This is a genomic window from Bradyrhizobium lupini (genome assembly GCF_040939785.1).
GTDB classification, from domain to species: domain Bacteria; phylum Pseudomonadota; class Alphaproteobacteria; order Rhizobiales; family Xanthobacteraceae; genus Bradyrhizobium; species Bradyrhizobium canariense_D.
In genome coordinates this window covers 3,237,062-3,255,908 of the sequence record NZ_CP162553.1, presented here as the reverse complement: position 1 = coordinate 3,255,908, position 18,847 = coordinate 3,237,062, and the positions used below count along the sequence as shown (strand labels likewise).

The 18,847-nt window shown below is 66.0% G+C and carries 19 protein-coding genes, 1 tRNA gene, 1 pseudogene and 1 riboswitch; of the genes and pseudogenes, 13 read left to right on the top strand and 8 right to left on the bottom strand.

Annotated elements, in window-relative coordinates; genetic code table 11:
- On the top strand, positions 1-993 hold the full coding sequence (locus AB3L03_RS15400; protein WP_026233081.1) for an SGNH/GDSL hydrolase family protein: 993 nt from the start codon (positions 1-3) through the stop codon (positions 991-993).
- A gap of 54 nt (positions 994-1,047) precedes the next feature.
- Here the strand turns inward: AB3L03_RS15400 and AB3L03_RS15395 are convergent, their stop codons facing one another.
- Positions 1,048-2,244, bottom strand: coding sequence for an O-succinylhomoserine sulfhydrylase (locus AB3L03_RS15395; RefSeq protein WP_007615678.1), 1,197 nt, complete (start codon positions 2,242-2,244; stop codon positions 1,048-1,050).
- Between the two features lie 70 nt (positions 2,245-2,314).
- Positions 2,315-2,394, bottom strand: a riboswitch (SAM riboswitch).
- Positions 2,395-2,504: 110 nt separating this feature from the next.
- On the opposite strand from AB3L03_RS15395, the gene AB3L03_RS15390 reads away from it, so the two are divergent.
- From AB3L03_RS15390 to AB3L03_RS15375, 4 genes are all read left to right on the top strand, one after another.
- On the top strand, positions 2,505-3,611 hold the full coding sequence (locus AB3L03_RS15390) for a 2'-deoxycytidine 5'-triphosphate deaminase (protein WP_368508871.1): 1,107 nt from the start codon (positions 2,505-2,507) through the stop codon (positions 3,609-3,611).
- A gap of 177 nt (positions 3,612-3,788) precedes the next feature.
- Complete coding sequence (locus AB3L03_RS15385) at positions 3,789-4,217, top strand: PAS domain S-box protein (RefSeq protein ID WP_018456077.1); 429 nt, start codon at positions 3,789-3,791, stop codon at positions 4,215-4,217.
- Positions 4,218-4,321: 104 nt separating this feature from the next.
- The gene (locus tag AB3L03_RS15380) at positions 4,322-5,371 is read left to right on the top strand and encodes a hypothetical protein (protein ID WP_368508870.1); all 1,050 of its coding nucleotides are present in this window, start codon (positions 4,322-4,324) and stop codon (positions 5,369-5,371) included.
- 163 nt (positions 5,372-5,534) lie between these two features.
- Positions 5,535-6,980 (top strand): MATE family efflux transporter, encoded by a 1,446-nt coding sequence (locus AB3L03_RS15375; protein ID WP_247475101.1) that lies wholly within the window; start codon positions 5,535-5,537, stop codon positions 6,978-6,980.
- Here AB3L03_RS15375 and AB3L03_RS15370 read toward each other — a convergent pair.
- The 5 genes and pseudogenes from AB3L03_RS15370 to AB3L03_RS15350 all read right to left on the bottom strand — a co-directional run.
- A pseudogene (locus AB3L03_RS15370) lies at positions 6,977-7,375 on the bottom strand (hypothetical protein); the annotation flags it as partial. The gene AB3L03_RS15375 and the pseudogene AB3L03_RS15370 sit on opposite strands and share 4 nt — an antisense overlap.
- A gap of 117 nt (positions 7,376-7,492) precedes the next feature.
- Positions 7,493-7,894 carry an SRPBCC family protein gene (locus AB3L03_RS15365; protein ID WP_018456081.1) on the bottom strand — a complete coding sequence of 134 codons (402 nt, stop codon included), beginning with the start codon at positions 7,892-7,894 and terminating at the stop codon, positions 7,493-7,495.
- A 182-nt stretch (positions 7,895-8,076) separates the two neighbouring features.
- Positions 8,077-8,436 (bottom strand): VOC family protein, encoded by a 360-nt coding sequence (locus AB3L03_RS15360; protein WP_368508869.1) that lies wholly within the window; start codon positions 8,434-8,436, stop codon positions 8,077-8,079.
- A 56-nt stretch (positions 8,437-8,492) separates the two neighbouring features.
- Complete coding sequence (locus AB3L03_RS15355; RefSeq protein ID WP_247475103.1) at positions 8,493-9,332, bottom strand: helix-turn-helix transcriptional regulator; 840 nt, start codon at positions 9,330-9,332, stop codon at positions 8,493-8,495.
- Positions 9,333-9,341: 9 nt separating this feature from the next.
- Positions 9,342-9,920: a methylated-DNA--[protein]-cysteine S-methyltransferase gene (locus tag AB3L03_RS15350; protein ID WP_085349694.1), complete on the bottom strand. Its 579-nt coding sequence runs from the start codon at positions 9,918-9,920 to the stop codon at positions 9,342-9,344.
- 172 nt (positions 9,921-10,092) lie between these two features.
- On the opposite strand from AB3L03_RS15350, the gene AB3L03_RS15345 reads away from it, so the two are divergent.
- A tRNA-Gly gene (locus tag AB3L03_RS15345) sits at positions 10,093-10,166 on the top strand.
- Positions 10,167-10,170: 4 nt separating this feature from the next.
- On the opposite strand, the gene AB3L03_RS15340 is transcribed toward AB3L03_RS15345, so the two are convergent.
- The gene (locus tag AB3L03_RS15340; RefSeq protein ID WP_368508868.1) at positions 10,171-11,163 is read right to left on the bottom strand and encodes an alpha/beta fold hydrolase; all 993 of its coding nucleotides are present in this window, start codon (positions 11,161-11,163) and stop codon (positions 10,171-10,173) included.
- A gap of 188 nt (positions 11,164-11,351) precedes the next feature.
- On the opposite strand from AB3L03_RS15340, the gene AB3L03_RS15335 reads away from it, so the two are divergent.
- Complete coding sequence (locus tag AB3L03_RS15335) at positions 11,352-11,933, top strand: helix-turn-helix domain-containing protein (protein ID WP_018460106.1); 582 nt, start codon at positions 11,352-11,354, stop codon at positions 11,931-11,933.
- A gap of 10 nt (positions 11,934-11,943) precedes the next feature.
- Positions 11,944-12,411 carry a GNAT family N-acetyltransferase gene (locus AB3L03_RS15330; RefSeq protein ID WP_247474064.1) on the top strand — a complete coding sequence of 156 codons (468 nt, stop codon included), beginning with the start codon at positions 11,944-11,946 and terminating at the stop codon, positions 12,409-12,411.
- Between the two features lies 1 nt (position 12,412).
- Here the strand turns inward: AB3L03_RS15330 and AB3L03_RS15325 are convergent, their stop codons facing one another.
- Positions 12,413-12,940 carry a DUF1003 domain-containing protein gene (locus tag AB3L03_RS15325; protein ID WP_018460104.1) on the bottom strand — a complete coding sequence of 176 codons (528 nt, stop codon included), beginning with the start codon at positions 12,938-12,940 and terminating at the stop codon, positions 12,413-12,415.
- 111 nt (positions 12,941-13,051) lie between these two features.
- Here AB3L03_RS15325 and AB3L03_RS15320 point away from each other — a divergent pair, with 111 nt between their 5' ends.
- The 5 genes from AB3L03_RS15320 to AB3L03_RS15300 all read left to right on the top strand — a co-directional run bounded on the left by AB3L03_RS15320 (position 13,052) and on the right by AB3L03_RS15300 (position 18,823).
- Positions 13,052-14,110 (top strand): LacI family DNA-binding transcriptional regulator, encoded by a 1,059-nt coding sequence (locus AB3L03_RS15320; protein ID WP_368508867.1) that lies wholly within the window; start codon positions 13,052-13,054, stop codon positions 14,108-14,110.
- An 82-nt stretch (positions 14,111-14,192) separates the two neighbouring features.
- Complete coding sequence (xylB, locus tag AB3L03_RS15315) at positions 14,193-15,647, top strand: xylulokinase (RefSeq protein ID WP_368508866.1); 1,455 nt, start codon at positions 14,193-14,195, stop codon at positions 15,645-15,647.
- Positions 15,648-16,970, top strand: coding sequence for a xylose isomerase (gene xylA / locus AB3L03_RS15310; RefSeq protein ID WP_368508865.1), 1,323 nt, complete (start codon positions 15,648-15,650; stop codon positions 16,968-16,970).
- A gap of 12 nt (positions 16,971-16,982) precedes the next feature.
- The gene (locus AB3L03_RS15305) at positions 16,983-17,741 is read left to right on the top strand and encodes an ATP-binding cassette domain-containing protein (RefSeq protein ID WP_247368716.1); all 759 of its coding nucleotides are present in this window, start codon (positions 16,983-16,985) and stop codon (positions 17,739-17,741) included.
- Positions 17,741-18,823 carry an ABC transporter permease gene (locus AB3L03_RS15300; protein ID WP_368508864.1) on the top strand — a complete coding sequence of 361 codons (1,083 nt, stop codon included), beginning with the start codon at positions 17,741-17,743 and terminating at the stop codon, positions 18,821-18,823. The genes AB3L03_RS15305 and AB3L03_RS15300 overlap by 1 nt, the downstream gene beginning before the upstream one ends.
- Positions 18,824-18,847: the final 24 nt, after the last annotated feature.

The following is an 18,847-nucleotide window of genomic DNA, read 5'->3' as shown; positions in this document are numbered from 1 at the left end:
ATGAGTTCTCTCCGCCCTTTTTGCCTGACGGCATGGCTGGCTGTGCCCGCAGCAGCGGTGCTGCTGTTGCTGAGTCCGGCCTCGCAGTCCCACGCGCAGACGCAGGCCGCGCAGGCAACACCGGCCCCGCAGCAGTCGGCTGATCCGGCTCCCGCTTCACCGTCCCAGACCACCGTCGCAGCGACGTCCCCCGACCAGCGCGGCATCACGGCGCGCGCCATCGACAAGGTGAAGCAGGTCGCGAAATCCGCCGGCGACATCTTTAGCCGCGTGCCCTGCCTGTCGCCGAAGGGCGGCTCGAAGGCGATGGGCTCGCTGCCGCATGTCGCGGGCAAGCTCGTCGCCGGCCAGCCCGTCGTCATCGTCGCGTTCGGCTCGTCGTCGACCGCGGGATTCGGCGCGAGCTCGCCGGAGTTCAACTATCCCAATCGCCTTGCCGCGCAGCTGCACCGGCACTATCCGACCGCCGACATCACCGTCGTCAATGCCGGCGTCGGCGGCGAGGATGCGCCCGAGATGATGAAGCGTCTCCAGAAAGAGGTGATCGACGTGCATCCGGATCTGGTGATCTGGCAGGTCGGCACCAATGCCGTGCTGCGCAATCTCGATCCTGGCGAGACCGCCAAACTTGTCGAGGACGGCATCGCTCGCATCCAGGCCACCGGCGGCACCGACATCGTGCTGGTCGATCCGCAATATTCGCCCGCGGTCAACCAGCGCGCCGAGAGCGCCGGCAAGATGGTGAAGCTGCTCGGCAAGGTCGCCGAGCTCCGTCACGTCGGCATCTTCCCGCGCTTCGAGGTGATGCGCGACTGGCACGAGAAGCAATCGCTTCCGGTCGAGAGTTTCGTGATCGCCGACGGACTGCACATGAACGATTGGGGCTATGCCTGCTTCGCCCAGCTCCTCGGCGACGACATCATTCGCTCCGTCGGCCAGATCAAGCTCGGCGTGAACGTGCCCGCGGACGTGCGGACGTACCGGCCAATGTGACTTGTCGTCCAGGCCCCCATGCGCAATTGCGCACTAGGCCGGGACGACAATAACTCACGCCTTCTCCAGCGCCGCCGTCAGATCCTCGATCAGATCGTCTGCGTGCTCAAGCCCCGCCGAGAAGCGGATGAATCCCTCGCTGATGCCTAGCGCGGCGCGGTCCTCCGGCTTGAGGCGCTGATGCGTCGTCGTTGCCGGATGCGTGACGAGGCTCTTGGCGTCGCCGAGATTGTTCGAGATCTTGGCAAGCTTGAGCTCGTTGAGCACGCGGAACGCCGCCTGCTTGCCGCCCTTGACCTCGAGGCCGACCAGCGTCGAGCCGCCGCGCATCTGCTTCTTCACCAATGCAGCCTGCGGATGATCGGCGCGGCCGGGAAACACCAGCCGCGAAATCTTCGGATGGCTCGCCAGCACGTCCGCGATGCGCGCGGCCGTCTCGGTCTGCGCGCGCACGCGCACGGCGAGCGTCTCCAGCCCCTTGAGCAGGACCCAGGCGTTGAACGGCGAGATCGACGGGCCGGTCTGGCGCATGAAATTGTGGATGTGCTCGGCGATGAACGCTTCCGAGGACAGGATGATGCCGCCGAGACAGCGGCCCTGGCCGTCGATGTGCTTGGTCGCGGAATAGACCACGACGTCGGCGCCGAGCGCGAGCGGGCTCTGCCAGATCGGGGTGGCGAACACGTTGTCGACGACGAGCCGCGCGCCGCCACTATGCGCGATCTCGGCAATGCCGGGAATGTCGAGCACGTCGAGCGTCGGATTGGTCGGGCTCTCCAGGAAGAACGTCTTGGTGTTCGGCTTCATGGCGCGCTGCCACTGGTCGAGATCGAGGCCGTCGACCAGCGTGGTCTCGATGCCGTAGCGCGGCAGTAAATCCTGCACGACGTAGAGACACGAGCCGAACAGCGCGCGCGAGGCCACGACGTGATCGCCGGCCTTGAGCGGCGCCAGGATCGCGGTCGTCACCGCGGCCATGCCGGTCGCGGCCGAACGTGCCGCTTCGGCGCCTTCGAGCTCGATCATGCGGCGCTCGAACATCGAGATGGTCGGATTGGAGTAGCGTGAATAGATGAAGCCGGGGTCCTCGCCCTTGAATCGCGCCTCGCACTCCTCGGCGCTGTTGTAAACGTAGCCCTGGGTCAGGAACAGCGACTCCGACGTCTCGCCATATTGCGAGCGTAAGGTGCCGGAATGAACCAGGCGAGTTTCGGGACGGTAGTGGGCGGTTGGCGCCGGGGACTTCGACATAGGACCTCCTGAAGTGACCATCGAGAATGGTCACAAAAAAACCGGCCTGGAATATCTCCACGGGCCGGGATCACAGAGGTCCCCGGCCTGTTTAGCGACTTATTTAACGTGGCTGCAAGCCGGCCGGCTCAAATCACCACGGGATAAGTCATGCTCATATTCCGCAATGCCCTTTCCGTCAAGACGTCCATCGGATAGCCGTAAAACGCTCATATTTCCCGCATGTCGGGATGTGTTTGATCCCTGATGAGGACCCCGGGTTGACGTTCACGGTCGCCGCCGACGCCAATGGTATCCTGCCCGACCGCATGATCGCGGCGATGGCGCAGGGCGGTCTCATCCTGCCCGCTTACGACTTCGTCGAAAGCCAGATCCAGCCGGCGAGCCTCGATTTGCGTCTTGGCGATATCGCCTATCGCGTTCGCGCCAGCTTCCTGCCCGGTCCCGGCGCCACGGTCGCCGAGCGCATCGACGAGTTGAAGCTGCACGAGTTCAGCCTCGCCGACGGCGCGGTGCTGGAGACCAACTGCGTCTACATCGTGCCGCTGCTTGAAAGCCTCGCGCTGCCGCCGGAAATCGTCGCGGCCGCCAACCCGAAGAGCTCGACCGGCCGGCTCGACGTCTTCACCCGCGTGATCGCCGACGGCACCCGCCGCTTCGACATGATCGGTGCCGGCTATCACGGCCCGCTCTATGCCGAGATCAGCCCGAAGACGTTTCCGGTGCTGGTCAGCGAGGGCTCGCGCCTGAGCCAGGTGCGCTTCCGCACCGGCGATGCCATCCTCAACATCGAGGACCTCGAGGCGCTGCACGCGACCGAGCGTCTCGTCGATATCGACGATGCCGACCTCACCGGCGGCGTCGCCGTCTCTGTTGATCTCTCCGGCGAGAAGAGCGGCGGCTTCGTCGGCTACCGCGCCAAGCGCCACACCGGCGTCATCGACGTCGATCGCCGCGCCGGCTATTCCGTCGAGGACTTCTGGGAGCCGATCTCGGCCCGTCCCGACGGCAGCCTGATCCTCGATCCCGGCGAGTTCTATATCCTCGCGTCGAAAGAGGCGGTGCAGGTGCCGCCCGATTACGCCGCGGAGATGGTGCCGTTCGATCCGCTGGTCGGCGAGTTCCGCGTGCATTATGCCGGATTCTTCGATCCCGGCTTCGGCTATGCCGGCGCCGGCGGGCTAGGCTCGCGCGCCGTGCTCGAAGTGCGCTCGCGCGAGGTGCCGTTCATCCTCGAGCACGGCCAGATCGTCGGCCGCCTCGTCTACGAGAAGATGCTGGCCCGCCCCGACGCGATGTACGGCCAGCGCATCGGCTCGAACTACCAGGCGCAGGGCCTGAAGCTGAGCAAGCATTTCCGGGTGTAGGGATAGCCTCACCTTCCGCTGTCATGCCTCGGCTTGACCGGGGCATCCAGTACGCCGTAGCCTATTGGTTCGATCACATCCGCCTCTGGAATACTGGATCGCCCGATCAAGTCGGGCGATGACACCGAATCTGTGTCAAGATGGGAAGTGAATCCGGGCTACGTCCGAGGTGGCGAAATGACAGATCAATCCGAACTCGACGCAAGAATCCTCGACGACGTCGCCGACGCGCTGATCTATTCGGATCGCTCCGGCACGATCATGCGCTGGAACCGCGCATCGTCCGCACTGTTCGGCTTCTCGGCGGACGAAGCGCTGGGCCAGAATCTCGACCTGATCATTCCCGAACATCTGCGCGCCGCGCACTGGAAAGGTTTTGAGGCCGCGCTTGCCAGCGGCGCGATGAAGCTTGCGGGCAAGCCGACACTGACCCGCGCGCTGCACAAGGACGGACGCAAGCTCTACATCGAGATGACCTTTGCGCTGGTGCGGGACGCCGCTGGAGTGGTGCAAGGATCGGTGGCGATGGCACGCGACGTCACCGAGCGCGTCGAGCGCGAGCGTGCCGCCAAAGCCTCGCAAACTAAGCCTGCGCAAAATTCGTGATGCGGAATTGGCGCGCCGGCGTGCAGGGCTCCCTGCGTGCGGCTCAACTTGTCCGTCACCGGATGCAGTGACACACTCGATCAGAACAACGATCGGGAGCGAACATGACCGCACCAGACCCCGCGCAGGAAGCTCAATGGAAACGCTGGCGCGCGGTTGCCGATCTCTATCACGCCTACTTCACCGGTCTGATCCTCACCGTGGTCACGCGTCGCGGCACGGCAGATGCTGCGGAGTTCGTCTTTCGCGTGTTCCGCCGCCAGCAGCAGGAGCGCTTCCTGCCGGGGCTGGAGAAGCTCGGGCTGAGCCATCTGCCGCCCGCCGTGGCAGCCGCGCAATATCACTATCTCTCGAACTGGATCGGCGGCGTGCACGTCGAATACATGTATGAGAGCGACCGCAAAGCCTGGATCCGCTATCCGCCGCCGCGCTGGATCTGGAAAGGCACTGCCATCTGCGGCGTGCCGGGCGAAGTCTCGCGCGCGATGCTGCGCGGCTGGCACGCCAACAACGGCGTGGCGCTCGGCGATACCAGATTGGGGTTCGTCTGCACCAAGCAGAGCGTCGACGGCCAGGACGGGCTCGAAGGCTACTATTATCAATATGACCAGCCCCTCGAACTCGACCAGCGCCTCGTGTTCGCGCGGCACCTCGAAGCCCCGCTGTTCGATGCAGCCGCGGCTCCGGCGTTGCCGGTCGCAAGCTGGCCAAGGCCGAGACTGGAAAAAGCCTATCGCAACTATGCGATGGAATATGTGCGCACCGCCGCGCCCGTGATGGTGCAGCTGTTCGGTCCGGAGGATGCGGGCTATCTCCTGCACCTCACGGGCAAGCTGATCGGGATGCAATATTTCGATGAGGTCGCTGCGGCGCTGTCGATGGGTCGCGGCGGTGCGAGCGAATTCGCGACGTTCCTCAACGCGCTGTTTGTCGCGCAGGACGATGCGGCTGAGACGACGCAATCCGAGGGCACGTTCGAAATCCGTCAGCAGAGCTGGAGGTTGATGGAAGACGTCGCCGATAACCACCCCGCTTGCGCCAAGGTGCTGGCGGGGTTGTTCGAGGGGCTTGCGGCCGGGTGCGGCCGGCACATCGGCGTGCACCTGTCCGCGACACCGAGCGGCCGTCCGCCATTGCTCTGGCGCATCTGGTAAACGACGGCGTCACCGCGCTGCCGCAGGGCACGCCTGCACCTAGCGCAGGAGGAATCGCTGCGCGTCGTGCTAACAAGCCTCTTGTTGCGCCCTGGGCGCGAACCAATTCATTGGCACACCCAAGCATTGCTGCGCCGGAAATGGCGCTTTGCCCGGAGAGGACATGTCAGACATCGCCGAAATCCCGGTCGATGAACAAGAGCGTCCGCTGCCGCCGCCTCCGCGCCCCGTGAGGAGCGCGCTGATGGACGGGCCGATCCTGCGCACGCTGCTCGGGCTGGCCTGGCCCAACGTGGTCGCGCTCTCAGCCGGCACTTGCACGGTAATTGCGGAGACCTCCTATATCGGACGGCTCGGCGTGGAAGCGCTGGCCGCGATGGCGCTGGTGTTTCCGACAGTGATCCTGACCATGACCATGTCAGGCGGTGCGATGGGCGGCGCGGTGGCCTCCGCCATCGCGCGCGCGCTCGGCGCGGGCGATCGCGAGCGTGCCGGGACGCTCGCCGCGCACGCGCTGCTGATCGGCATCAGCTTCGGCCTCGTCTTCATGCTGGGCATGCTGATCTTCGGGCCCAAGGTGCTTGAGATGCTCGGCGGCCGCGGCGACGTGCTGACGCATGCGATCGCCTACACCCAGGTGTTTTTCGGCGGCGCCGTGCTGCCCTGGCTGCTCAACACCATGGCCGGCGTCCTGCGCGGCACCGGCAACATGAAGCTGCCGTCGCTGTTGATCCTCAATTCCGCGGCCTGGCAGATCGTGCTCGGTGGCACGCTTGGCCTCGGCCTCGGTCCGGTGCCGCAATTCGGCATGCGCGGCGTCGCCGCCGGCGCGCTGATTGCCTATTGCATGAATATCGGCGTGATGGGCTGGTACCTGTTCTCCGGCCGCGCCCGCGTGACGCCGAAGCTGCGCGGACTTCGCATCCAATGGGCGATGTTTTTCGACATCCTCAAAGTGGGCGCCATCGCCTGCTTCTCGCCGCTGCAATCGGTGCTGACGATCTCGATCTTCACTCACATGCTTGCGAAATTCGGCACCGCGATCCTGGCCGGCTACGGCATCGGTGCGCGGCTGGAATTCCTGCTGACCTCGATCGCGTTCTCGTTCGGCATCGCCTCGGTGCCGATGATCGGCATGGCGGTCGGCGCCGGCCGCATCGCCCGCGCCCGGCGCATCGCCTGGATCGCAGCGGCGAGCGCCTTCGTCGCCGTCGGTGCACCGGCGTGCCTGGTTGCGGCCTTCCCCGATCTCTGGGTCAACATCTTCACCGACAGCGCGATCGTGCGCGCTACCAGCCATGAATATTTGTCGACGGTCGCGCCGTTCTACGCCTTCATCGGCCTCGCCTCGACGATGTATTTCTCGTCGCAGGGCGCTGCGAAGGTGATCGGCCCGGTGCTGGCGCAGACCGCGCGGCTGATCTACATCTCGGCTGTCGGCTGGTGGCTGTCGACGCATGATGCCACCGCGCAAAGCTTCTTCTGGCTGGCGGCGAGCTCGATGGTCCTGCTCGGCCTGCTCTCGTGCTCCAGCGTGGTGCTGACACGCTGGGGACCGCGCCAAACCAAACCTGCGATCAGGCCGGCTCTGTCGGCCGCCGCGGACTAGCGGTGCCTGTGGCGGCGATGGCCGCCACCACCGCCGACATTGGCGAGCCGCATGAGTTGCGGAATCATCGCCATCATGTCGCCGCCACCGGCGCCGCCGAGCATGCCCATGATATCGCCGCCGCCGATGCCGCCCATTCCGGCCGGCATGGTGCCGCCTCCACCCATCGGCGCGTAGCCGCCGTAATTGGGCGCGCCGAAACCGCCGCCGAGGTTGCCAGCGCCGAGGCCGCCAATGCCACCGCCGCCCATCATGCCAAGACCACCACCGCCATTCTCCATCATGCGGCTCATCATCGGGCCCATGGTCTGCATCATCATGCCGAAGCGGCGCTTGCCCATCTTGGCCTTCATCATCTCGAGCATCGGCGCCATCTGGGTCATTATGTCCTCGCCGCGTCCGCACCTCTCATGGCCTGCTCCTCGCGTGCGTGGCGCCGCCGGGAGAGCGGAGCCAACCGGACGCACGGCGCCATCGTTATTGCGGACGAGGGCTGGGCTCTGTGAGAAAGATCACGCAGCTGCGGCCGGAAACGCGCGGTGTATGGCGGCGACGGCGTCCTTGGTCTGTCCCTGCACATAGGGCGCGAGCTCGTTCGGCAGCATGTCGATGATCCAGACCAGGCGGCATCTCGCCTCGCCCTCGGCGATCACCTGCACCGAGGCGCTGTAATGCTTCAGCCGCTCGTTGTTGATCGCGTAGACCAGCCGCTGCCGCGCATCGTCGCAATCGACCAGCACCTCGCGCGCCACCGATCCGTTGGCGAAGGTGACGATGCGCGTGTCGCCGTCGAGCGTGCAGGCCGTGACGAAGCCCGGCGCCAACCGCCGATGCAGCGCGCCGAAATCGCGCACCGCGTCCCAGACGTCGCGCGCTGGGGCGTTGAGGGGAATGTCGTTGTGGATGGAGGCCATGGTTGAGTCCTTTGATGTTGAGAGGCTAGCGATAGCGCCGTCATCTCAGCTGTCATCGCCCGACTCGATCGGGCGATCCAGTATCCCAGAGGCCGCTGTGATAGAATCGAGAAGCTGCGGCGTACTGGATGCCCCGGTCAAGCCGGGGCATGACAGCGTGTGTGTGGTGAGGGCTGCCGCGTTCACACACAGACCGCCTCAACATTGTTGCCATCGGGATCGATCAAAAACGACGCGTAGTAAGTCGGGCTGTAATCCTTGCGCGGGCCGGCGCCGCCATTGTCGCGGCCACCGCTCTTCAAGCCCTCGCTGTGGAATGCCTTGACCGCGTCATGATCCCCCGCGCGAAACGCGATGTGCACGCCATCGGCTTTGCGCCCCTTGTTCAGGTGCAGCCACAGCGCCGGCTCGCCCCTCGGCCCGAAGCCGGCATAACCATCGCCACTCGAGCACAGGACATAACCGAGCGGCGCCAGCACCGCGGTGTAGAAGCGCGTGGCGGCGTCGAGGTCGGCAACGCGCAATCCGATATGATCGTACATGGTCGTCTCCATTGCCAAAGCGCGCCGCAATCGGCGCGCGCCGGAGACGAACCTAGTCAGTTGAGGGCAAGCTGCTCTTGGAGAATCTTGCGCTCTCCCTTCGAGGCCTGGCGGAACTTGGTCGGCGAGACGCCGGCGGCGCGGTGAAAGGTGCGGACGAAGTTGGAGAGATCGCCGAAGCCGACGTCATAGGCGATGTCGGTGACTGCGATGTCATCGTCAGTCAGCAGCCGCGCCGCATGCCGCAGCCGCGAGCGCACCAAATATTGATGCGGAGTGACGCCGAGCACGGCGGAGAACAGCCGCAGGAAGTGGAAGGGGCTGAGGCCTGCTTGCCGCGCCGCCTGTTCGAGGTCGACCTCGGCATGCGAGTTGGCGTCTATCCAGAGCGCGGCTTCCACGGCGCGGCGGCGATCACGCGCCGTCGGTGTCGTCGGCTTGCGCGCCTTGCCCGACACGACATCGACGAAACGACCGGCGAGGATCTGCCCGACCTCGTCGAGACCGAGGTCGCTGTTGCCATCTGCCGCCGTCTGGGCGAGCTCGCCCAGCACCATCAGCTCGGGCAGCGGTGGCGTCGCGCCAACCTGCCAGACGTCGCGCCGGCCGCCGAGCGCGTCGACCAGATCCTCGCTGAGGAAAAAGGACAGGCAGACGTCGCCGGCGACGTGCTCATGTGTGCAGGTGTATTCCTCGCCTGGCGCGCCGACCAGCATCGAGCCCGCCACCAGCTCGAAGAAGCCGGCGCGGCAATGACAGCCAAAGCTGCCGGCGCGGACATAGGCGATGGAATGGCCGGTGCGGCACTCCGCAAACGGGCTGTCGTCCGGTCCCGCGTCGCAGCGAAACTCGGAGACGGTCATCGAGGGGGTGGTCAGCAGCGTTGTTGCATCCATCCCGCCTATCTAGGTGGAGGGTCTCGGTGGAGCAACGGGCAGCAGGACGTCGAACAGCGTCTTGCTGGCGATCGGATGGGTGCCCTCCAGCGACAGCAGCCGCCGCTTGGAGATTACGCCGCCATAGGGCGAGAGCCGGTCGGTGTAATTGCCGGCCTCCAGCACCCGGTGACAGGGCACGATCAGCATGTAGGGATTTTTCGCGATCGCCTGGGCCACCGAATGCGCCGCGCCGGAGGCGCTCAGCGCCTTGGCGATCTCGTGATAGGTGCGCGTCTCCCCGCGCGGGATGGCGCAGGCCGCCTCGTAGACCCGCCGGTTGAAGCCGGGCACCCCGCTCGCGTCCAGGCTGACCTCGGAAAAATCAGCATCGCTGCCCTGCAGCAAGCTCACGATGCCCTCGATCGCGAACTCGGCGTTCGCGGAAGGCCGCTGCTCGCGTGCCTCGGGATGGATCTGGAAAATCCGGCGGCGGGTGTCGATCTCCCGCGCCTCCGGCAGCTGCACGGCGACGACCCCGGTGCTGCTCCAGATGATGCCGCAGCGCCCTATGGTCGTGTCGAATATCGCGTAGCCATGCCCCACCATACACACGCCCCCACGCAACGTACGCTCTCCCCAGACCGCGACCATAACACCGCCACAATCCGCCGCACCCAAAATCTTACCGGAAACTTAAGAAGGGGCGGGCGGGCTGCGCCAAAGCGCTTGGCGAGATGCGCCGTCTCGGCTAATCAGAGCGGGCGCAAGCTGCGCATCCGCGGGCGTAGTTCAATGGTAGAACGGCAGCTTCCCAAGCTGCATACGAGGGTTCGATTCCCTTCGCCCGCTCCATCCTTTAGTTCGGCAGGCTCCGCAGAAATTCCACGACCGCCGCGTTCACCTCCGCCGGCCGTTCCTGTTGCGTCCAGTGTCCGCACCCCGGTAGCATCTTGATCTCGCGCAATTGCGGCACCCATTGCTTCATGTTGGCAACGTGCTCGGCGGCGCCCGGGAAGGCCATGACCATGTCGTAGTCGCCGGCGATGAAGAGCGAGGGCACGACCACCTTGACGCCCTCGAAGGCGCCCATCAGTTCGCAGTTGCGATCGATGTTGCGATAGTAGTTGAGCGGTCCGCGAAACCCACTATGGGCAAATTCGGCGCCGTAATAGTCGAGGTCCGCGCTGCTCAGCCAAGACGGCAGCGGCACCTGCACCTTCGGCAGCATGCCGTCCTTGCGAGAGACCATACCGACACCGGCGGTCCGCCCTTGACGCTCGGCATTGGCGCGGATCACCGCCGCGCCTTCGCCGGAACCGCCATAGAGCATCGCGCCGAGCGTTGCGCGCGTATCCCTTTCGAATTCTGCTTCGGCGACACCCGGCTCCTGGAAATACAGTTGATAGAACTGCGCATCCGCCGTCTGTGGCATTACGCTCGTCGGCCGCACCGGACTGCGTGGTCGATAGGGCACGCTAAGAATGGCGGCGGCGCGGAAGCGGTCGGGCCGCAGGCGCGCCGTGTGCCAGGCGATCGTCGCGCCCCAGTCGTGCCCGACGATGACGGCGTCCTTCGCCTCGAAAGCGTCGAGCACGCCGACGAGGTCGCCGACCATGTGGAGGATCGTGTACTGGTCGATGGCTTCGGGCCGGTCGCTCTTGCCGTAGCCGCGCATGTCAGGGGCGACCGCATGGAAACCGGCTGCCCCCAGCGCCTCGAGTTGGTGACGCCAGGAGTACCAACCTTCCGGAAAGCCGTGGCAGAGCAGCACCATCGGCCCCTTGCCCTGCTCGGCGACGTTGAGGCTGATGCCGTTGGCCTTGATCGTCCGCTGCGTCGGTTCGCCCATGTCGCCGCCTCCCAGTCATCGTCGTTGGGTCTATCCTAGTCGGCCCTATAGGCTCCGCAAAGTTTCTAATATATTAGCCCCTCGCTTCCGGCACGCACGCATCGCCCAGCTTAAGCTTCTCGCGGCCCTGATGGGTGCGGTCCTCGTGTCGGCAATGTTCGGATCAGAGACCAGGACCTGTAAAGAAAATGGACCAGCAGAAACTCGATCGCGCGATCGGTCGTCGCTTGAAGACGCTGCGGACGCAGGCCGGCATGACGCTGAATGAGCTCGCAGGCCGCTCCGGCGTCAGCCGGGCGATGATCGGGCGGGTGGAGCGGGCGCAGAGCAGCGCGACGGCTGCGCTGCTGGGAAAACTCTGCGCCGCGCTCGACGTGTCGCTCAGCGACGTCGTCGCGCTGGCCGAAAAGCCGCCGGAGCGGCTGGTGCGGCTCGCCGACCAGCCGCACTGGCGCGATCCCGACAGCGGCTATCGCCGCCGTCACGCGTCGCCCACGGACGCGGCGAGCGGCATCGAGATCATCGTCGTCGATTTGCCGGCCGGTGCGCGGGTGCCATACAGCCCTTGGGGCCGCAATGCCTTCACCCAGCAGCTCCTGATGCTGGAGGGCGCGATCGCCGTGCACATCGACGCCAAGGCGGTTCGCCTGCGCGAAGGCGACTGTCTCGACTTCGATGTGATGCGCGCGGTGATCTTCGAGAACGAGACCAGACAGGACGCGCGCTACGTCATCATCACGCGCCGCGGCGCGTCCTACGGCAAGATGTGAGACCGTGACGATGCAGATCCGCACCGGCGACACCTTTGATCCGCGCGTCATCGCGCTGCTCGATCATCACGTCACGGCGGCGCGGGCGCAGACCGCGCCGGGCAGCGCCCATGCGCTCGATCTCTCCGGACTGCGCGCGCCCGACATCGCGTTCTGGACCGGCTGGGACGGCGAGACGCTGGTCGCCGTCGGTGCGCTGAAGACGCTGTCAGCCGAGCACGGCGAGGTGAAGTCGATGCACACGCTCCAGACCACGCGGCGGCGCGGCTTTGGCGGTGAGATGCTCCGCCACATCATCACAGAAGCCCGCGCGCGCGGCATGGCGCGGCTCAGCCTCGAGACCGGCTCGTGGGACTATTTCAAGCCGGCGCTCGCGCTCTACCGGGCGCATGGCTTTGTCCTCTGCGGCCCGTTCGAGGGCTATGTCGAGGATCCCAACAGCCTGTTCCTGACCCTCGACCTGTCGGCCAGCCGATAGCTCAGGAGCGCGTCTCCTCGATCCTGTCGAGCACGCGCTCGGGGGCGATGTCGCGGCTTGCCTCCTCCAGATCCCGTTTCGAGTCGGGCTGGACATCGAGCCGCTCGGCGATCTGCGTAAGGAGGCGGGCAACCTTGGTCAATTCGTGCTCGGCGAGAAGGCTGATCTGGAGATCGAGATCGGCGCGCTTGTCCGCTGCTGCACTCATGCGGTTCTGCGAGATCAGCACGAATGTCGACAGGAAGATCGCCTCGACCGAAGCAATCATCGCCAGCACTACGAAGCTCTCGTCCCAGGCCGGGATTCCCGGCAGCCAATGCAGATTGGCGATGATCCAGAAGCCGAACACAGCGACATGGAGATAGACGAACGCCATGCTGCCGGTGAACGCCGTGATCGCATCGGCAAGCTTTTCCTGACCCTTGGCAGCGCGCTGCTCCCGGCGGCGGCGCTCGACCAGAGCCTGGATGTTGCGCTCGAGCGTCGGGCTCAATCCCTCGCCCGGATCATGGGTGATATCGTTATGCACAGGGCGGCAACGGCGGACGGGAAAGGCTGTTCCTGGGCTGAGCTGCGGGAAAATGCTGCCGCCTCTCAAAATGAGTTGCGTACCTCAAAACACCTCTGCTAGCCTTCAGCCATGGCCGAGACGCTCACCACGACCGCGCTGACGCTGAAGGACATCGCCCGCCAGGCCGGCGTCAGCCTCGCGACGGTGGACCGCGTCCTGCACAATCGGCCGGGCGTGCGGCCGGATACGGTCCGGCGCGTCAAGGAGGCGATCGAGCGCAATTCGTTCCAGCCGCACGTGGCCGCCGCCGAGCTCGCCCGCGGCCGCGCCCGCCGTTTCGCCTTCGTGATGCCGTCGGGGCCGAACCCGTTCATGCAGCAGATCCAGGATTATCTCGGCGAGATGTCGGGCTGGTTGTCGTCCCGCCGCCTCGGCGTCGAGACCGTCGCGACCGACGTGTTCGATCCGTCCATGCTCGCGGCATCCCTGGAAGGGCTCGCGGATGATTACGACGGTGTCGCTGTGGTGGCGCTGGATCATCCCAGGGTCCGCGCCGCGATCGACGATCTCGTCGATGCCGGCGCCAAGGTCGTGACGCTGGTCTCGGACGTGCCGTCGTCGCGCCGGCACCATTATGTCGGCATCGACAACATTGCTGCGGGGCGGACTGCCGGCGCGCTGGTCGGGCGGCTGGTCGGACAAAAGTCCGGCAAGGTCGCGATCGTCGCGGGCTCGCAGGGCCTGCGCGATCATGCCGAGCGCATTTTTGGCTTCAACCAGGTGATGGCGTCGGAATTCCCCGGCCTCAGCGTGCTGCCGGTGCTCGAAGGGCGCGACGAGGACGCGCGTTCGGAGCAGGTGTTGACGCGGCTGTTGAGCCGGCATGCCGACATCGTGGGTCTTTATAATGTCGGCGCCGGTACGCAAGGCGTCGCCAACGCGTTGAATGAAAAGGCGTTGAGCGATGCCAGTCGCGACAAGCAGGCGGTGTTCGTCGGACACGACCTCACCGCGTTGACGCGTCGGCTGCTGCTGCAGGGCGTGATGCATGCCGCGATTTCGCAGAACCCCGGACATGAAGCGCGCGCCGCCGTACGTGTGCTGCTCGCGCTCGCCCGTGGTGAGCCGATCTTGCGCGAACAGGAGAAGATCAGGATCGACATCGTGATGCGGGACAATCTGCCTTAGCGGCAGGTGGAATTCAAAACGACCCGTTGCGGGTAAGGCGACTTTGAGTTCGCGCACCGCAACAGGCGAAAGGGAGGACGGCGTGTATCTCGGAATCGACATCGGCACATCGGGTGTGAAAGCGGTGCTCGTCAGCGAAGCCGGCGCTGTTGTCGCGACGGCGGCGCGCGAGCTTGCGCTGTCGCATCCGGCGCTGCTGTGGTCCGAGCAGGATCCCGATGCCTGGGTCGATGCGGCGGTCGGCGCGGTCGACGATCTTGCCGCCCGCCATCCCCGCGAGGTCGCGCGGGTGCGCAGCATCGGACTATCCGGCCAGATGCATGGCGCGACGCTGCTGGACGAGGACGGAGCGCCGCTGCGTCCCGCGATCCTCTGGAACGACGGTCGCTCGCATGCCGAATGCGTCGCGCTGGAGCGGCGCTGCCCGTCGTTGCATACGATCGCCGGCAATCTGGCCATGCCCGGCTTCACCGCGCCGAAGCTGCTCTGGGTCGCCAGGCACGAGCCGAAAATCTTCGCGCGCGTCGCAAAGGTGCTGCTGCCGAAGGCCTATGTCCGCTATCGCCTGACCGGCGAGATGGTCGAGGACATGTCGGACGGGGCCGGCACGCTATGGCTCGACGTCGGTCTGCGCCGCTGGTCGCCCCTGCTGCTGCATGCCACCGGGCTCGATCTCCATCACATGCCACGCCTGGTCGAGGGCAGCGACGTCAGCGCGACGCTCGCGCCGGACTACGCTCAACGCTGGGGCATGACTAGGGATGTCGTGGTCGCCGGCGGCGCCGGCGATAATGCCGCGAGCGCGATCGGGCTCGGCGCCATCGCGCCGGGCGATGCGTTTCTGTCTCTGGGAACCTCAGGCGTGGTGTTCCGCGTCACCGATCGGTTTGCACCGGCGCCGGCCTCGGCGGTCCATGCGTTCTGTCACGCGCTGCCCGGCCGCTGGCATCAGATGGGCGTGATGTTGTCGGCGGCGGCTTCGCTGGCCTGGCTCGCGGGCGTGATGGAGACGCCGGCGCCAGCGCTGCTGGCGCCGCTCGGCGAGCGCGTCGATGGACCGAGTCCGGTCAAATTCCTGCCTTATCTCGACGGCGAGCGCACGCCGCACAACGATGCCGCCGCCAGCGGTGCCTTCGTCGGCCTGCGCGGTGCGACCGGGCGCTCCCAGATCGTTCAGGCCGTCCTCGAAGGCGTCGCCTTCGCTGCGCGCGACAATCTGGCGGCGCTGAGCGCGGCCGGCGGACCGCTTGCCGAGGTTGATCTCGTCGGCGGCGGCTCGCGCTCGCCGCTGTGGGCGCAGATCTGCGCCGATGTGCTCGGCATTCCCGTCCATCGCGTCGAGGAGGGCGAGGTCGGTGCGGCGCTCGGCGCCGCCAGGCTCGGCCGGCTCGCCGCCACCGGCGAAAACGCGGCTGCGGTTTGCACCCGTCCGCGGCGGCTCGCGAGCTTTACGCCTCGCGCATCGGTCAGCGCGGCCTATGACGAGGCCTATCGCCGCTGGCGCGAACTTTATCCCGCGTTGAAGGAGTGTGCCTGAGTGACTGCGTCAGTGAAATTCTTCGATACAAGTGTACCTGTCGCCTTCGCCGGCGGAGATGCCGGCAACACGCCTGCCTTCCGCTGGTACGACAAGGACCGCCTCGTCCATGGCCGCAGGATGGAAGACCATCTGCGCTTTGCGGTCTGCTATTGGCACTCGTTGTGCTGGCCCGGCGGCGATCCCTTTGGCGGCGAGACGTTCCTGCGGCCCTGGCATCACGGCGCCGATGCGATGGCGCAGGCGCGCGCGAAGGCCGACGTCGCCTTCGAGCTGTTTCGCCTGCTCGACGTGCCCTTCTTCACCTTCCACGACGTCGATGCGGCGCCGGAAGGCAAGTCGCTTGGCGAATCTGTTGCCAACCTCAATGCCATCGCCGATCTGTTCGAAGCGAAGATGGCCGCAAGCAAGGTGCGCCTGCTCTGGGGCACCGCCAATTTGTTCACGCATCGCCGCTACATGGCGGGCGCGGCCACCAATCCAGACCCGGAGATATTCACCTATGCCGCCGGCCAGGTCCGCGCCGCGCTGGAGGTGACGCACAGGCTCGGCGGCCAGAACTACGTGCTGTGGGGCGGGCGCGAGGGCTACGAGACGCTGCTCAACACCGATCTCAAGCGCGAGCTCGACCAGCTCGGCCGCTTCGTCTCGCTGGTGGTCGAGCACAAGCACAAGATCGGCTTCAAGGGACCGATCCTGATCGAGCCGAAGCCGAAGGAGCCGACCAAGCACCAATATGATTTCGACGTCGCCACCTGCTACGGCTTCCTCGCGCGTTACGACCTGCTGAAGGACGTCAAGCTCAACATCGAGCAGAACCACGCCATCCTCGCCGGCCACTCCTTCCATCACGAGGTCGCGCTGGCGGAGGCGCTGGGTGTGTTCGGCTCGCTCGACATCAACCGCGGCGACGATCTGCTCGGCTGGGACACTGACCAGTTCGCGATGAACGTGCCCGAGCTTGCCCTGGTGTTCCACGAGCTCCTGAGCCGCGGTGGCTTCAGCTCCGGCGGGCTCAATTTCGACGCCAAGATCCGCCGCCAGTCGATCGATCCCGACGATCTGATCCATGCCCATGTCGGCTCGATGGATGCCTGCGCGCGGGCGTTGCTCGCCGCTGCGGACATGCTCGACGCCGGCGTGCTCACTGGGCCGCTCGCGAAACGCTACGAGGGATGGGCCGGGCCTGAAGGCCGCGCCATTCTCGGCGGCCAGCGCTCGCTTGCCGAACTTGCCGACCGCGCGCACGGCCCGGGCTTTGACCCGCAGCCGCGCTCGGGCCGGCAGGAATATCTGGAATCCCTCGTCAACCGCTACGTCTGAGGAAGGCCGCTGATGACAAATGCACAAGCGACACCGGTCCTCGAGCTGGCCGGCATCGGCAAGGAGTTCGGCGCGATCCGCGCGCTGCATGATGTCGACATGCAGGTCCTTCCCGGCGAGGTCGTCGGCCTGATGGGCGACAACGGCGCGGGCAAGTCGACGCTGGTCAAGATCATCGCCGGCAATTTCCGCCCCAGCCACGGCGAAATCCGCTTCGCGGGCAGCGCGGTTCATTTCAACCGGCCCATCGATGCCCGCGGCGTCGGCATCGAGGTGGTCTATCAGGACCTTGCGCTCGCCGACAATCTCACCGCAGCGGCCAACGTCTTTCTCGGCCGCGAGCTAAAGCGCAGGATCGGGCCGTTCGCGTTGCTCGACCACAAGGCAATGGCGGCGCGTGCACTGGAGCTGTTCGGCGAGCTGCGCTCGGAAACGCGCCCCGACGATCTCGTCAAGCAGATGTCGGGCGGCCAGCGCCAGGCGGTTGCGATCGCGCGGACGCGGCTCTCCAACGCGAAGCTGGTGATGATGGACGAGCCGACGGCCGCGATCTCGGTCCGCCAGGTCGAGCAGGTGCTCGGCCTGATTCACCGGCTGAAGGAGCAGGGCGTTGCCGTGATGCTGATCTCGCACCGCATGCCCGACGTGTTCGCGGTGTGCGATCGCGTCATCGTCATGCGCCGCGGCGAAAAGCGGGCCGACAAGCCCATCCACCAGACCTCCCCCGAGGAAGTCACCGCCCTGATCACCGGCGCGAAGGAGGCGGCGTGATGGCCATGCCCATGGAATCTCCGATCACCTTCTCGAACATCGGCAAGATTAGATGGTGGCAGCGCGGCATTTTCGCGTCCCAGACCGGCTATGTCCTGCTCGCGCTGGCGGTGTTGCTGGTGGTCATGCATTTCGCCAGCCCGTACTTCTTCACCGAGGGCAACATGCAGAACGTGGCGAAGAATTTCTCCTTCATCGCTATCGCTACCCTCGGCGTCACCTTCGTGATCATCACCGGCGGCATCGATCTCTCGGTCGGCTCGATGATGTGCTTCTCCGCCATGATCACCTCGATGGTGATGACCGAGCTGTCGGCGCCCGGCTCGCCGGCGGGATCCCTGTTCGTGCACATGGCGGCCGACGGCAAGACCGTGCTCGCCAATGTCCCTGGCCTGATCCTGGTGGTCTCGCTCCTCGCCGGCCTCGGCGTCGCGCTGCTCGCCGGCCTCGTCAACGGCTTCTGTATCGCGGTGCTCGGCCTGTCGCCGTTCGTCACCACCCTCGGCATGCTCTCGATCGTGCGCGGGCTCGGCTATGTCGTCTCCAACGGACGGGGCAGCTTTCCCGGTGCCCCGGATGCCGGTTATTTCTACGCGCTCACCTCCGGCGACGTGCTCGGCGTGCCCGTGCCATTCATTTATCTGATCGTCCTCGCGCTGGCGATGGCCGTGGTGCTGCACCACAGCTCGTTCGGCCGTCACGTGTTCGCGCTCGGCGGTAACGAGAAGGCGGCCGAACTCACCGGCATCCCGGTCGTGCGGGTGAAGATCGAGGTTTATGTGATCTGCGCGCTCGCCGCAGGCCTCCAGGGCATCATCATCTCGGGCTGGCTCGGATCGGCGCCGGCCAACATGGCGACGTCCTACGAGCTCAACGTGATCGCTGCGGCCGTCATCGGCGGTGCCAATCTCGCCGGCGGCATCGGTGGTCCACTCGGCGCCATCGTCGGCTGCGTGCTGCTCGAGGTGATCCGCAACGGCCTCGTGCTCGCCCAGGTCAGCTCCTACTGGCAGCAGACGCTGGTGGGCGTGATCATCATCCTGGCCGTATTGGTCGACCGCATCCGCTCGCGGATGATCTGAAACGACGTCGTTCCGGGACGGCAA

Bases quoted from the DNA above. Each gene is read 5' to 3' on its own strand.
- AB3L03_RS15395 (WP_007615678.1), bottom strand. From the start codon at position 2,244: ATGTCGAAGTCCCCGGCGCCAACCGCCCACTACCGTCCCGAAACTCGC.
- AB3L03_RS15305 (WP_247368716.1), top strand. From the start codon at position 16,983: ATGACAAATGCACAAGCGACACCGGTCCTCGAGCTGGCCGGCATCGGC.
- AB3L03_RS15330 (WP_247474064.1), top strand. From the start codon at position 11,944: ATGCAGATCCGCACCGGCGACACCTTTGATCCGCGCGTCATCGCGCTG.
- AB3L03_RS15360 (WP_368508869.1), bottom strand. From the start codon at position 8,436: ATGTACGATCATATCGGATTGCGCGTTGCCGACCTCGACGCCGCCACG.
- AB3L03_RS15300 (WP_368508864.1), top strand. From the start codon at position 17,741: ATGGCCATGCCCATGGAATCTCCGATCACCTTCTCGAACATCGGCAAG.
- AB3L03_RS15350 (WP_085349694.1), bottom strand. From the start codon at position 9,920: ATGGTGGGGCATGGCTACGCGATATTCGACACGACCATAGGGCGCTGC.
- AB3L03_RS15375 (WP_247475101.1), top strand. From the start codon at position 5,535: ATGTCAGACATCGCCGAAATCCCGGTCGATGAACAAGAGCGTCCGCTG.
- AB3L03_RS15400 (WP_026233081.1), top strand. From the start codon at position 1: ATGAGTTCTCTCCGCCCTTTTTGCCTGACGGCATGGCTGGCTGTGCCC.
- AB3L03_RS15320 (WP_368508867.1), top strand. From the start codon at position 13,052: ATGGCCGAGACGCTCACCACGACCGCGCTGACGCTGAAGGACATCGCC.
- AB3L03_RS15340 (WP_368508868.1), bottom strand. From the start codon at position 11,163: ATGGGCGAACCGACGCAGCGGACGATCAAGGCCAACGGCATCAGCCTC.
- AB3L03_RS15380 (WP_368508870.1), top strand. From the start codon at position 4,322: ATGACCGCACCAGACCCCGCGCAGGAAGCTCAATGGAAACGCTGGCGC.
- AB3L03_RS15335 (WP_018460106.1), top strand. From the start codon at position 11,352: ATGGACCAGCAGAAACTCGATCGCGCGATCGGTCGTCGCTTGAAGACG.
- AB3L03_RS15355 (WP_247475103.1), bottom strand. From the start codon at position 9,332: ATGGATGCAACAACGCTGCTGACCACCCCCTCGATGACCGTCTCCGAG.
- AB3L03_RS15385 (WP_018456077.1), top strand. From the start codon at position 3,789: ATGACAGATCAATCCGAACTCGACGCAAGAATCCTCGACGACGTCGCC.
- AB3L03_RS15365 (WP_018456081.1), bottom strand. From the start codon at position 7,894: ATGGCCTCCATCCACAACGACATTCCCCTCAACGCCCCAGCGCGCGAC.